At 72.5% G+C, this 13406-nt stretch carries 12 protein-coding genes; 8 read left to right on the forward strand and 4 right to left on the reverse strand.

From position 1 onward, the window contains the following. Positions 1-350: 350 nt before the first annotated feature. Both STRNI_RS25145 and STRNI_RS25150 read left to right on the forward strand, forming a co-directional pair. Positions 351-1832 carry an alpha/beta hydrolase gene (locus STRNI_RS25145; protein WP_277412050.1) on the forward strand — a complete coding sequence of 494 codons (1482 nt, stop codon included), beginning with the start codon at positions 351-353 and terminating at the stop codon, positions 1830-1832. 101 nt (positions 1833-1933) lie between these two features. Further along, entirely contained in the window at positions 1934-2887 is a 954-nt protein-coding gene (locus STRNI_RS25150; RefSeq protein WP_026169885.1) for a TIGR01777 family oxidoreductase, read from the forward strand. Between the two features lie 19 nt (positions 2888-2906). Here STRNI_RS25150 and STRNI_RS25155 read toward each other — a convergent pair whose 3' ends face one another. The 4 genes from STRNI_RS25155 to STRNI_RS25170 form a co-directional block, all read right to left on the reverse strand. After that, positions 2907-3758, reverse strand: coding sequence for an EamA family transporter (locus tag STRNI_RS25155; protein ID WP_274736186.1), 852 nt, complete (start codon positions 3756-3758; stop codon positions 2907-2909). Beyond that, positions 3755-3889: a hypothetical protein gene (locus STRNI_RS25160; RefSeq protein ID WP_266450017.1), complete on the reverse strand. Its 135-nt coding sequence runs from the start codon at positions 3887-3889 to the stop codon at positions 3755-3757. Before STRNI_RS25160 ends, STRNI_RS25155 begins: the two co-directional genes overlap by 4 nt. Before the next feature lie 86 nt (positions 3890-3975). Further along, entirely contained in the window at positions 3976-5628 is a 1653-nt protein-coding gene (locus STRNI_RS25165) for a penicillin-binding transpeptidase domain-containing protein (RefSeq protein WP_277412051.1), read from the reverse strand. Positions 5629-5783: 155 nt separating this feature from the next. Then, positions 5784-7523, reverse strand: a complete 1740-nt coding sequence (locus STRNI_RS25170; protein ID WP_277412052.1) for a dolichyl-phosphate-mannose--protein mannosyltransferase — start codon at positions 7521-7523, stop codon at positions 5784-5786. A gap of 88 nt (positions 7524-7611) precedes the next feature. Here STRNI_RS25170 and rsmI point away from each other — a divergent pair, with 88 nt between their 5' ends. The 6 genes from rsmI to STRNI_RS25200 all read left to right on the forward strand — a co-directional run bounded on the left by rsmI (position 7612) and on the right by STRNI_RS25200 (position 13240). Further along, a complete protein-coding gene (gene rsmI, locus STRNI_RS25175; RefSeq protein ID WP_018091099.1) occupies positions 7612-8481 on the forward strand; it encodes a 16S rRNA (cytidine(1402)-2'-O)-methyltransferase in 870 nt (289 codons plus the stop codon). Between the two features lie 174 nt (positions 8482-8655). Continuing rightward, on the forward strand, positions 8656-9135 hold the full coding sequence (locus tag STRNI_RS25180; RefSeq protein WP_277412053.1) for a hypothetical protein: 480 nt from the start codon (positions 8656-8658) through the stop codon (positions 9133-9135). A 33-nt stretch (positions 9136-9168) separates the two neighbouring features. After that, complete coding sequence (locus tag STRNI_RS25185) at positions 9169-10044, forward strand: TatD family hydrolase (RefSeq protein ID WP_159488006.1); 876 nt, start codon at positions 9169-9171, stop codon at positions 10042-10044. Positions 10045-10213: 169 nt separating this feature from the next. Then, the gene (locus STRNI_RS25190; RefSeq protein ID WP_277412054.1) at positions 10214-11368 is read left to right on the forward strand and encodes a resuscitation-promoting factor; all 1155 of its coding nucleotides are present in this window, start codon (positions 10214-10216) and stop codon (positions 11366-11368) included. Between the two features lie 22 nt (positions 11369-11390). Beyond that, positions 11391-12323 carry a 16S rRNA (adenine(1518)-N(6)/adenine(1519)-N(6))-dimethyltransferase RsmA gene (gene rsmA, locus STRNI_RS25195; RefSeq protein WP_018091095.1) on the forward strand — a complete coding sequence of 311 codons (933 nt, stop codon included), beginning with the start codon at positions 11391-11393 and terminating at the stop codon, positions 12321-12323. After that, on the forward strand, positions 12320-13240 hold the full coding sequence (locus STRNI_RS25200) for a 4-(cytidine 5'-diphospho)-2-C-methyl-D-erythritol kinase (RefSeq protein WP_277412055.1): 921 nt from the start codon (positions 12320-12322) through the stop codon (positions 13238-13240). The genes rsmA and STRNI_RS25200 overlap by 4 nt, the downstream gene beginning before the upstream one ends. Positions 13241-13406 lie beyond the last annotated feature (166 nt).

The following is a 13406-nucleotide window of genomic DNA, read 5'->3' on the forward strand; positions in this document are numbered from 1 at the left end:
AGCGGGGGAGGTTTGTGGGCTGACCCCCTCTCTTGTGGGTGGTGGGTGCCGGGTGCGGGGCCTCCGGGGTGGTGTTGTGGACTGCTTCGCTTTACGTCCTCAACACCACCCCGGAGGCCCCGCACCCTCCCGCTTGTGGACGGGGCCGGCCCGGTGGGGGGTGGTGAATGGTTGGGTTTCCGTGGTGAGTTGGGTGCGGGGGACTGTTACGTCGGCATCATCCGGCCATGGAAAGGCCGTCATGCGGGGGCGTGAGGGTGTGCGGCATGAATGGTTCGGGATTCTTCTCCCGGCCCGGGGACGGGTCGGTCGAGAGTGCGAAAGTCCGGGTGCGTTTGTCGCGTAGAGGTGTGGGCCTCACGGCTTCGGCGGGGGTGGTGGCGCTGGCCGGGTCGCTGCTCGTGCCGTCGAGTGCGGGGGCGAGTCCGGGGGCGGGTAAGGCCCCGGTGCGGTCGATCCAGTGGTCCGCCTGCCCCAAGGCCGAGCCGCCCTTTCCCGCTCCGAGCAAGCGGACCCGGTGCGGGACGCTGGAGGTGCCGGTCGACTGGGCGAAGCCGGACGGGCCGACGATGAAGATCGCGGTGGCCCGCCAGAAGGCCACCGACCCGAAGAAGCGCATCGGGGTCCTGCTCTCGAACCCGGGCGGGCCGGGCAGCACCGGCCTGGACGACGCCTACTTCGCCGACAACCCGGTCGAGGGCTACCGGGACAGCATCAGGAGCCGCTTCGACATCATCGGCTTCGACCCGCGCGGTATCGGCCGCAGCGGACAGCTCCGGTGCGACGACAAGCTCGCCGCGAAGATTCCCCACCGCCCGAAGAGCGCGGCCGAGTTCCAGCGGATGCGCACGCTCAACCAGCGGCTCGCCGAGAGCTGCCGGGCGGGCAGCGGCGCGGTCGTCGACCACATGGACAGTGTCAGCGTCGCCCGCGACATGGACGCGATCCGCGCCGCCCTCGGCGAGAAGAAGATCAACTTCCTGGGGCACTCGTACGGCACGCTCATCGGCCGCCAATACGCCCGCCTCTTCCCGCAGAAGCTCCGGGCGCTGGCCCTCGACAGCGCGATGGACCCGTCCCGGCCGGACGCCGAGCGCTTTCTCAGGGACGGTTCCCGCGCCGTCGACGACGCGGTGCGGCAGCTCGCGGACTGGTGCGCGAAGGACAAGTCCTGCGCCCTGAAGGGCCGGGACGTGCCGGCCCTCGTCCGGGGGCTCTTCGCGCGCGCCGACGCGGACCGGCTGTTCGAGCCGGGGCGGCACGGCCCCACGCGGAAGAAGGTCACCGCCGACCAGCTGACCGACTTCCTCACCTCCTACCTGATGAAGTGGAACCCGCAGACCACCGCTGAGCAGCTGAGCGCCCTGAACAGCGGCCGGGGCGAGGTCTCCTGGGCCGCCGGCTCCGCGAACATCGCCTGGCGCAGCGTGATGTGCCGGGACTACGACTTCCGGCTCCGCGGCTGGGACCAGTACCGCGAGCTGCGGCAGCGGGCCCGGTCCGACGCTCCGATCGCCCGCTACAACTCCCAGGCCCTGGACATGGTCCTCGGCTGCCAGGGCTGGCCGGCCGCGCCCGAGCCGGAGCCGGCCCGGGCCAAGGGCCCGCTGCCGCCGGTCCTTGTCGTGAACGCCGGGCACGACCTGGCGACCCCACTGGCGGGTGCCCGGCGCATGGCGCGGGAGTTCCCGCAGGGGCGGCTCGCCGTCCTCGACGCGGTGGACCACTGGCTCTACCGCAAGTGCCAGTCGCCGCTCCCGGCACGGGCCGTCGACACCTATCTCCGTACGCTGAAGACGCCGCCCGACGGCACGGTCTACCCGCGTCGTTGACGGGACCACGGGCTGCGGCGTCTGTTGTTGCCGGGTGTGGCGCCGCCACACCCGGCAACAACGGCCCGTGGCCGCGGTCCAGTGCATCGTGAGGGAGCCTGATGAAGATAGTGATACCCGGCGGGACAGGTCAGGTGGGCGGAATCCTGAACCGTGCCCTGACCGCCGCGGGCCACGAGGTCGTGGTCCTGACCAGACGCCCGGTCCGCGCGCGGGAAGTGGCCTGGGACGGTGCGACGCCCGGCCCCTGGGTGGCGGCGGTCGACGGCAGTGACGTCGTGATCAACCTGGCCGGACGCAGCGTCAGTTGCCGCTACACCCCGGCCAACCTCCAGGAGATGATGCGCTCGCGGGTGGACTCCGCCCGGGTCGTGGGCGAAGCGATCGCGGCGGCCGCCCGGCCGCCCCGTGTCTGGCTGCAGATGAGCACCGCCACCATTTACACCCACCGCTTCGACGCGCCCCACGACGAGGCGTCCGGTGAGATCGGCGGCTCGGAGCCCGGCGTCCCGGACTACTGGGCGTTCAGCGTCGAGATCGCCAAGGAGTGGGAGCGGGCGCAGGAGCAGGCCGCCACCCCGGACACCCGCAAGGTCGCGCTGCGTTCGGCCATGGTGATGAGCCCGGACCGCGGCGGGGTGTTCGATGTGCTGCTGCGGCTGGCGCGGCTGGGGCTCGGCGGACCGGTCGCGGGCGGCGCCCAGTATGTGTCCTGGATCCATGACCGTGACTTCGTCCGCGCGGTGGAGTTCCTGGTGGACCGGAGCGACCTTGCCGGGCCGGTGAACCTCGCCGCGCCCGGTCCGCTGCCGCAGCGGGACTTCATGCGCGCGCTGCGGGCCGCCTGGGGCGTCCCGGTGGGGCTGCCGGCCACGAAGTGGATGGCCGAGCTGGGCGCGTTCGCGCTGCGTTCCGACACCGAACTCCTGCTCAAGAGCCGCCGGGTGGTGCCCGGCCGGCTGCTCGAAGCGGGCTTCGCCTTCGAGAACGAGGCATGGCCGAAGGCCGCGGAGGACCTGGTGCGGCGCGTTCGTGGCGCACGGGCCGCAGGCTGAGTCGTCCGCGCGGCGTGCCTCAGCCGGTGTGCAGCATCAGGCCGATCCCGATGACCATCAGGCCCGCCGCGGCGATCCGGGGGGCGCCGAAGCGCTCCTTGAAGAAGACGGCGCCGATGGCGGCGCCCACGATGATCGAGGACTCGCGCAGCGCGGCGATCGGCGCGAGGGGGGCGCGGGTCTGGGCCCACAGGACCAGGCCGTAGGCGAAGACGGAGAGCACTCCGCCGGCCAGCCCGCGCAGCGCGAAGGGGCGGAGTTCGGTGAGGAGTCGGCGGCGGCGGGTGGCGAGCGCGTAGGCGGGGATCGCGATGCCTTCGAGGAGCATCAGCCAGGCGATATAGCCGAGGGAGCTGCCGGAGGCGCGTACGCCCAGGCCGTCGACGGTCGTGTACGAGGCGATGGCGAGGCCGGTGGCGAGGGCGGCGAGGAGGGCCGGCCAGTGCGGCTTGGTGCCGGAACCGCGGATGCCCCAGAGGGCGACGCCCACCAGCCCGGCGGAGGCCAGGGCGACACCGGCCAGCGCCCAGCCGTCGGGGATCTCGTGGACGAAGACGGCGGCCAGGACGGTGACGACCAGGGGCGCGGTGCCGCGGGCGATGGGGTACATCTGCCCGAAGTCGCCCAGGCGGAACGACTGCATCAGCAGGGCCTGGTAGACGATGTGGAGTACGGCGGAGGCCAGGAGGAAGGGCCAGGCGCCGGCGGCGGGGAGCGGGGTGACGGCGGCCAGGGCGAGGCCGCAGACCGCACCGCCGCCACCGACCAGGGTGAAGGCCAGGAGCTGGTCACGGATGCCGTGGGCGATGGCGTTCCAGCTGGCGTGGGTGACGGCGGCCATCAGGACCGCGGCGACGACGAGCGGGGTCACGAGGTGCGCTCGCGCGCGTCCGGTATGCCGCCGGGGGTGGTGCGTACGCCCGCCGGGAGCGCCGCGGCGCAGCGGGGGTGGGCCGGGGGGCCGGTGGTTTCCGGGCGGGTGCCGGACGCGGAATCGCTCATGGCCCGCACGCTAGCGAAAGCTGTACGGGCCATGCGAGTCACTTCCGGTCGCTGAGACGGGGCGCCGCGTGGGCGCCCCGCGCGCGTCAGCCGGCGGTGAGGAGGGCGCGGACCACCGGGCCCGCGTTGGAGCCGCCGTGGCCGCTGGCCGGGACGACGGCCGCCGCGGCGAGGTCGTCGCGGTAGGCGGTGAACCAGGCGTTGGGCTTCTTCTGGCCGTCGACCTCGGCGGAACCGGTCTTGGCGCCGACGTCACCGCTGACCCCGGACATCGCCTCGGCGGCCGTACCGGACGTCGCGGTCAGCTTCATCAGCGACCGCAGACCGCTGAGGGTGGACGGCTTCATCGTGCGGGGGGCCTTGGCGAGCGTCCGGCGGTCCAGCGACGGGGAGACGATGTACGGCTGGTGGAAGGAGCCGGCCCGGACCGTCGCGGAGAGCGTGGCGACATTGAGCGGGTTCATCCGCACCCCGCCCTGGCCGATCAGCGAGGCCGCCATCTGGGCGTCGCTCTGCACCGGCACCGCGCCGTCGAAGGTGGGGATGCCGGTCTGCCAGTTCAGGCCGATGCCGAAGACGTCCCGGGCCTCCTTGGTCAGATCGTCGTCGCTGAGGTCCTTGGCCTGCGAGATGAAGGCGTTGTTGCAGGAAGCGGCGAAGCTCTGCGCGAAGGTGCCGTTCTTGATCTCGCTCTTGTTGAGGTTCTGGAACTTCCAGCCGCCGACCGTCACGTACTTGGGGCACGGGTGGGACTTGCCCGGCGAGGTCATGCCCTTGTCCATCAGCATCGCCGCGGTCACGACCTTCATCGTCGAGCCGGGCGCGAGCGACCCCTGGGTGGCCAGGTTGAAGCCCTTCTCCGGGGAGTTGGCGAGCGCCAGGATCTCGCCGGTGCTGGGCTTGACCGCCGCCACGGAGGCGGACTTCTTGCCCTTGACCGCCCGCTCGGCCGCCGACTGCATTCCGGCGTCCAGGGTGGTCTTGAGCGTGCCCGGCGTCCCCTTGGAGAGCACCTTCAGGGTCTTGTCGGGCAGCTGGTCGGCGGGCTTGGCGCTCTTGGCGCGGTGGATGAACAGCTCCACGCCCGGCTTGCCGTCGGTCTTGTCGCCGTACTTGTCGCGCAGGCTGTCCAGCACCCCGGCCAGCGCCGGATGCGCCTCGGGGGTCAGCGCGGCGCCCTTGCGGTCGACGGCCTTGATCGGCGGCGCCTCGGCCTCGCCCGTACGCAGCTGATCGCCCTTGGCCAGGCCCGGGTGCATCATCGTCGGCTGCCAGGCGATCTGCGGCTTTCCGGTGGCCTTGTCGCGCTCCACGGTCGCGGAGGTGCGGTAGGAGTAGGCGGACTTGGCGCCCTTGTAGTCGATCTGCGCGGCGACGGTGTACGGCACCTTGCCGCCCGTCGGCGCGCCCGGCGTGAGCGTCACCTTCGAGAACCGCGCCTGCTTGGCGAGGCCCTCCAGGGCGCTCTTGCACTTCGCCGGGTCGTCCGTCAGCCCGGCCGCCTTTGCCGCGTCACCGGACTGCCACGCGGTCAGGAACTCCCGCGACGTCGTCTGCACTTCCTTGGCCGACAACGGGCCGGTTGCCACCTTGGTCCCGTTCTCGCCCGACTTGGCATCCGCCGACCTGACCTCCTGCGGCGACTCGTCCGAGCCGCCGAACAGCGTGAAGCCGCCCACGACTCCCGCCACCAGGGCCACCGATCCGCCGATCAGCCCGTACTTCACCTCACGGCGCATGCCACCGATTCCCTCCCAGAGCGTCGTCCCTGAATACGCACACAAGAACGTGCCTCGCACTCTAAGGGACACGGGAGGGCCCTGAGTCTCGATACGGGCACGGTCCGGTGACGCGCTGTTGTACAGCTGTTACGGAACTGTCGAATGGCCGTCGCTCACACCCAGGTGTCGAACCACATCCGGTGGTGCCAGGCCGACTTGGGGATCGGCATCCCCGTATAGAGGGGGTAGAAGTAGATGAAATTCCATGCGATCAGGAGAACCAGGACACCGGCGCCGACCGCGCCGATCGTGCGGCGGCGCTCCGTCGAGCCCGGCGGCCCGATGATCGCGCCGATCATCATCGCCAGCGCCAGACACAGGAACGGGACGAACACCACCGCGTAGAAGAGGAAGATGGTCCGCTCCTGGTAGAGGAACCACGGCAGATAGCCGGCCGCGACGGCGCACAGGATCGCCCCGGCCCGCCAGTCCCGCTGGAACAGCCAGCGGTAGAGGACATAGAGGAGGGCGAAGCAGGCCGCCCACCACAGCAGGGGGGTGCCCAGCGCCAGCACCTCGCGGGCACAGCCCTCGGCCACCGTGCAGCCGTCCTGGCCGGCCTTGGGGTCCTCGTAGAAGTACGAGACCGGACGGCCCAGCACCAGCCAGCTCCACGGGTTGGACTGGTAGGTGTGCGGGGTCGTCAGTCCGGTGTGGAAGGAGTAGACCTCGGTCTGGTAGTGCCACAGGCTGCGCAGCCAGTCCGGCACCCAGACCCAGGCCCCCGTACGGCCCTCCGGTGTGGTCGCCCAGTCGCGGTAGTAGCCGCCCTTGGTGGCGATCCAGCCCGACCACGACGCGAGATAGGTGGCGACGGCGACGACGACGGTGGCGCCGAAGGCGGGCAGGACGTCGCGGCGCAGGGCCGAGCGGAAGGGGCGCCGGGCGCCCGCCGTACGGCGTGCCGCGACATCCCACAGCACCGCCATCAGGGCGAAGGCCGCGAGGTAGTAGAGGCCGTTCCACTTCGTCGCCGCGGACAGGCCCAGGCACAGCCCCGCCGCGATCCGCCAGGGGCGCCACCCGAGCCGCAGCCGGTCGCCGACGCTCTCGTCCGGGCGGGCCAAGCCGTCCGGGCCGACCGGCAGCGCCGCCGCCAGCCGGGCCCTGGTGCGGTCCCGGTCCACCAGCAGACAGCCGAACGCGGCCACCACCCAGAACATCACGATCAGATCGAGCAGCGCGGTCCGGCTCATCACGAAGTGCAGACCGTCCACCGCGAGCAGGGCGCCCGCCAGGCAGCCCAGCGCCGTCGAGCGCAGCAGCCGGCGGCCGATACGGCAGATCAGCAGCACCGAGAGGGTGCCGAGCAGCGCCACCATGAACCGCCAGCCGAAGGGGTTCATCCCGAACACGCCCTCGCCGAGCGCGATCAGCCACTTGCCCATCGGCGGGTGGACGACATACGAGTGCTCCGGCGAGAGCAGCAGCTCCGGCGGATGCCCGACCAGCGCGTCATTGGCGTTCTTGGCCCAGGTGCCCTCATAGCCGTACTGCAGCAGCGACCAGGCGTCCTTGGGGTAGTACGTCTCGTCGAATATCACCTTCCGCGGGCTGCCCAGGTTCCAGAACCGCAGCACCCCGGCGAACAGCGCCACCAGCAGCGGACCGGCCCAGGCCGACCAGCGCGTCAGCCGGGCCGCGGCCTCCGCGCCCGCGCCGAACACGGCCCACAGACGACCGCTCGGCTCGGGGAAGGCGGGCACCAGCCGCGTGCGGACATCGGTCTGCGGGCGGACGGGAAGCCCGAAGCGGCGCAGTCGCCGCTGCCACACGGGGGGCGCTCCGGGGGGCTCCGGGGCGTGCTGCGCGGCGGCGTCGGTCGCGGTGGTGTCACTCGTCACCCGGCCCATCGTAGGGAAGCCGCCTGTGGACCGGCGTGGAGCACACCGGGGGACACCGACCGGCCGGGGCACGGCGGCGCCCTGGGAGGATGGGAAGGTGACTGGAACGCTGGTACTTGCAGGGACGCCCATCGGAGAGATCGCGGACGCGCCGCCGCGGCTCGCCACCGAGCTGGCCGCCGCCGATGTGATCGCCGCCGAGGACACCCGGCGGCTGCGCCGGCTGACCCAGGCGCTGGAGGTCCAGCCGTCCGGGCGGATCGTGTCGTACTTCGAGGGCAACGAAGCGGCCCGGACGCCCGAGCTGGCCGAGGCGCTGGCCGGCGGGGCGCGGGTGCTGCTGGTCACCGACGCGGGGATGCCCTCGGTCTCCGACCCCGGCTACCGGCTGGTCGCCGCGGCCGTCGAACGCGACATCAAGGTCACCGCCGTACCGGGCCCCAGCGCGGTGCTCACCGCCCTGGCCGTCTCCGGGCTGCCGGTGGACCGCTTCTGCTTCGAGGGGTTCCTGCCCCGCAAGGGCGGCGAGCGGCGCACCCGGCTGCGCGAGGTCGAAGGCGAGCGGCGCACCCTCGTCTACTTCGAGGCGCCGCACCGGCTGGACGACACCCTCGCCGCGATGGCCGAGATCTTCGGCGCCGACCGGCGCGCCGCGGTCTGCCGGGAGCTGACCAAGACCTACGAGGAGGTCAAGCGCGGGCGGCTGGAGGACCTCGTGCCCTGGGCGGCCGAGGGCGTACGCGGTGAGATCACCATCGTCGTCGAGGGCGCCCCGGACACCGGGCCGCAGGACCTGGGCGCCGAGGAGCTGGTGCGCCGGGTGCGGGTCCGCGAGGAGGCCGGGGAGCGCCGCAAGGAAGCCATCGCCGCGGTCGCCGCGGACGCCGGGCTGCCCAAGCGCGAGGTCTTCGACGCGGTGGTCGCGGCGAAGAACGCAGAGAAAACCGACCCATCAGAAGGTAAATGACTGGCCTGAAAAGTAAAGCGCAGACCGGGATGGCGGGGAGTTTTCCCTGCCCCCGGCCAAATCTGGGCCAATACGGTCGGCGATCAGCTGCTTTGTGACCGGGAAAGGCGTCCACTGGTCGTGGGACGAACGGTTCCCGGACACCTTGTCCAGCGGACAAGAGGAGCGCAGCACATGAACGATTTCGCGAAGCCCACCGGCGTTTCCACGACCACCACCAGCGGAGATCACCCCGCCCCCCGGCCCGACGCCGCCGCGCACGAGGCGTACTCCTTCGCCTGTATGCGGTGCGGCTACGGCTGGGAACAGGCCTACGAGATAGTCCACCAGGTCGACGGCAAGGGGGAGCCGCATGTCGTCTACTACGCCGACGGTGTGCGCGTCCCGTCGCCGCTGACCTGCCCCACCTGCCTGAACTGCGGCGCCGACGTCGTCCGCATCATGCGCTCCGGGCAGGTCTCGATGGTCTCCGCCGCGATGGCGAGCATGCACCAGCGCCGGCCCGGCAGCGAGAAGAAGCCCGGCGGCGAGAAGAAGGAAACTCCCGCGGCGGACCCGGACCCCGCCGCCGGTACCGCCGGGGACAAGGACGCCGGACGCCACCACTGGCACCTCTCCGACCTGCTGCACCCCTTCCAGCACCACCGCAGGTGAGCTCCGTGCCGCGCCCCTCGTAGGATCGCGGCCATGGCACCGCAGGACAAGAACACCCCGCCGCCGCTGCCCGAACCCCTTCGGGTGGCGGTCGCGGATTCGCACACCCACCTGGACATGCAGGAGAGCACCGTCGAGGAGGCGCTCACCAAGGCCGCCTCCGTCGGGGTCACCACCGTGGTCCAGGTGGGCTGCGACCTGGCCGGTTCGCGGTGGGCCGCCGAGACCGCCGCGGCCCACGACAGCGTGCACGCCACCGTCGCCCTGCACCCCAACGAGGCGCCCCGCATCGTCCTGGGCGACCCCGACGGCTGGTCCCGGCAGGGAGCCCGGGAGCCCGGCGGTGACAGTGCCCTGGACGCCGCACTCGCCGAGATCGACAAGCTGGCCGCCCTCCCGCAGGTCCGCGGCGTCGGCGAGACCGGCCTGGACTACTTCCGTACCGGCCCCGACGGCATGGCCGCCCAGGAGGCGTCCTTCCGGGCGCACATCGAGATCGCCAAGCGGCACGGCAAGGCCCTGGTCATCCACGACCGCGAGGCGCACGACGATGTGCTGCGGATCCTGCGCGAGGAGGGCGCACCCGACCGGGTCGTCTTCCACTGCTACTCCGGCGACGCCGAGATGGCCAAGATCTGCGCCGCGGCGGGCTACTTCATGTCCTTCGCCGGCAATGTCACCTTCAAGAACGCCCAGCCGCTGCGCGACGCCCTCGCCGTCGCCCCGCCCGAACTGGTCCTCGTCGAGACCGACGCCCCCTTCCTCACGCCCGCCCCGTACCGCGGACGGGCCAACGCCCCGTACCTCATTCCGGTCACGCTGCGGGCGATGGCCGAGGTCACGGCGATGACGGAGGACGCACTGGCCACCGCCATCGCGGCGAACACGGCGCGGGCCTTCGGTTACTGACGGTTCGCGGCCGACTCCCGCCGGCCGCCGAAGGGCCCGTACGCCCCACCGCGACGCCCTCCCGCATCCCCCGATCCGGTCACTTTCCGTATCGATCCGACTTGGGAGAGTGACGCCGACTCCGCTACATTCCCGCAGTCAACCGCAGCCGGGGCATGTGGAGCGCGCCGTGAGTCATTCGCAGAGCAGCCACCGCGCCGCGCGCGGCCGTCGCAGACGCCGTGCCGAACACCCCGACGCGCTGCGCCTGCTGCTGCCCCGGGCCCTGGTCGTGGCCTTCCTCGCGGGCGGCACCACCGCCTTCATCGCGCACGACAAGGCGGTCCGGCTCACCGTCGACGGCGCCCCGCGCACCCTGCACACCTTCGCCGCCGACGTCGACGATCTGCTGGCCCACGAGCGCCTCGACATCGGCGCCCACGACATCGTCGCCCCCGCCCCCGGCACCGTCCTCCGCAGCGGCGACGAGGTCGTCGTCCGGCACGGCCGCCCGGTCGTGCTGACCATCGACGGGCAGCGCCGCACGGTGTGGACCACCGCGGACACCGTCGCCGGCGCACTCGACCAGCTCGGTGTCCGCGCCGACGGCGCCTACCTGTCGGCCTCCCGCTCCCGGCGCATCGCCCAGCGCGGCATGGAGCTGGCGGTCCGTACCGAACGCTCGGTGGTGATCGTCGCCGACGGCCGCGAACACCGGCTCCGCACCAACGCGGCCACCGTCCGCGAGGCCCTCGCGGAGGCCGGCCTCGCCCTGCGCGGCCAGGACACCACCTCGGCGCCGCCGGAGAGCTTCCCGTACGACGGCCAGACCATCTCGGTGCTGCGGATCACCGGCTCCAAGGAGGTCCGCGAGAAACCCATCCCCTTCCGTACGCTCCACCGGACCGACCCCCGCCTGGCCCGCGGCACCGTGGCGGTCGTCCAGCAGGGGCGGCCCGGTGTGCGACGGATCACCTACAGGGTGCGCACCGTCAACGGCGTCAGGCAGAAACCGAAGCGGCTGCACAGCGAGGTCGTGCGCGCCCCGCGCCCGCAGATCGTGCACCTCGGCATCCGGGACCTGCCCACCTCCGTGCGCGGCGCCGACCACCTCGCCTGGCACGCGCTGGCCCAGTGCGAGGCGGGCGGCCGACCCCACGCCGTCGACTCCTCCGGCACCTACGGCGGGCTCTACCAGTTCGATGTCGCCACCTGGCGGGCCCTCGGCGGCCGCGGCCGGCCACAGGACGCACCCGCCAGCGAGCAGACCTACCGGGCCAAGAAGCTCTACATCAGCCGGGGGGCGAGCCCGTGGCCGGTCTGCGGCCGTAAGCTTCACGGGTGAACGAGCGCAACGAGGCTGTGGCATGAGCAAGAGCACCACCGACGATCCCGGGCCCCTGCTGGGCGCCGCCGACATCCGCGAGCTGGCTGCCGCGCTGGGCGTCCGCCCCACCAAGCAGCGCGGCCAGAACTTCGTCATCGACGCCAACACCGTCCGCCGGATCGTGCGGACCGCCGGTGTCCGGCCCGACGATGTCGTCGTGGAGATCGGCCCCGGCCTCGGCTCGCTGACCCTGGGCCTGCTGGAGGCCGCCGACCGGGTCATCGCCATCGAGATCGACGAGGTGCTGGCCGCGGCGCTGCCGTCCACCGTCGAGGCCCGGCTGCCCGGCCGCGCCGACCGCTTCGCGCTGGTCCACAGCGACGCGATGCACGTCACCGAGCTGCCCGGCCCCGCGCCCACCGCGCTGGTCGCCAACCTCCCCTACAACGTCGCCGTGCCGGTGCTGCTGCACATGCTCGCGACCTTCCCCACCATCGACCGCACCCTGGTCATGGTGCAGTCCGAGGTCGCCGACCGGCTGGCCGCCCGCCCCGGCAACAAGGTCTACGGCGTGCCGTCCGTGAAGGCCAACTGGTACGCCGAGGTCAAGCGGGCCGGCGCCATCGGCCGCAACGTCTTCTGGCCCGCCCCCAACGTCGACTCCGGCCTGGTCTCCCTCGTCCGCCGCGAGAAGCCGATCGAGACGTCGGCGAGCCGCGACGAGGTCTTCGCCGTCGTCGACGCGGCCTTCGCCCAGCGCCGCAAGACACTGCGCGCCGCGCTCTCGGGATGGGCCGGATCGGCCGCCGCCGCGGAGGCCGCCCTGGTCGCCGCGGGCGTCTCCCCGCAGGCCCGCGGGGAGGCACTGACCGTGGAGGAGTTCGCGCGGATCGCCGAACACAAGGGACCGGGCGGAGCGCCCGGCATCCGGCAGTCGGGGGGAGCACACACATCAGGGGGAGAGCAGGCATGACCGACACGACCGACACGACCGCGGCCTCGGTCACCGTCCGCGTACCGGCCAAGGTCAACGTCCAGCTGGCCGTGGGCGCCGCCCGCGCGGACGGCTTCCACGACCTGGCGAACGTCTTCCTCGCCGTCGGCCTCCACGACGAGGTCACCGCCACCCCCTCGGACACCCTGCGCATCACCGCCGAGGGCCACGACGTCGACCAGATCCCCCTGGACCGCACGAACCTGGCGGCCCGCGCCGCCGAACTCCTCGCCGCCCGCCACGGCATCGAGCCGCACGTCCACCTCCACATCCGCAAGGACATCCCCGTAGCGGGCGGCATGGCGGGCGGCAGCGCGGACGCCGCCGGCGCCCTCCTGGCCTGCGACACCCTCTGGTCCACCGGGGCTTCGCGGGACGAACTCCTCTCCATCTGCGCCGAGTTGGGAAGCGACGTCCCGTTCAGCCTGGTCGGCGGCGCGGCACTGGGGCGCGGCCGCGGCGAACTGCTGACCCCGCTGCCCGTCGGCGGCACCTTCCACTGGGTCTTCGCGGTCGCCGACGGCGGCCTGTCCACCCCCGCCGTCTACGGCGAGTTCGACCGCCTGACGGCAGGGACGGACGTGCCGGAGCCGGAGGCGGCCCCTGAGTTGCTGGCCGCCCTGGAGTCCGGCGACGCCACCGCCCTCGCCGCGGCCCTGTCCAACGACCTCCAGCCCGCGGCGCTTTCCCTGCGCCCGTCACTGACCGCGACCCTGGAGGCAGGCATCGCGGCCGGCGCCCTGGCCGCCCTGGTCTCCGGCTCCGGCCCGACCACCGCCTTCCTCGTCAAGGACGCGGAGGCGGCGGGCGAGGTGGCGTCGGCGCTGATGGCGTCGGGGACGTGCCGCCAGGTGCGGGTGGCGGATTCTCCGGCGGTGGGGGCGAGGGTTCTTTAGGGCGGGGGCGGTTCTCGAAACTGTCGGGGCGGCGATGGCGCTGCGGGGCCAAATCCTCCGGGTACATCGCTCGTAGACTCCGAGACCTGTGCGACGAGTTCGGCCCCCTGAGCCGCGACCACCGCGTGGCTGAGCTGGGGGCGGAGATCGCCACGCTGAGCACGCC

Origin of the sequence: Streptomyces nigrescens (assembly GCF_027626975.1) — a bacterium.
Lineage (GTDB): Bacteria > Actinomycetota > Actinomycetes > Streptomycetales > Streptomycetaceae > Streptomyces > Streptomyces nigrescens.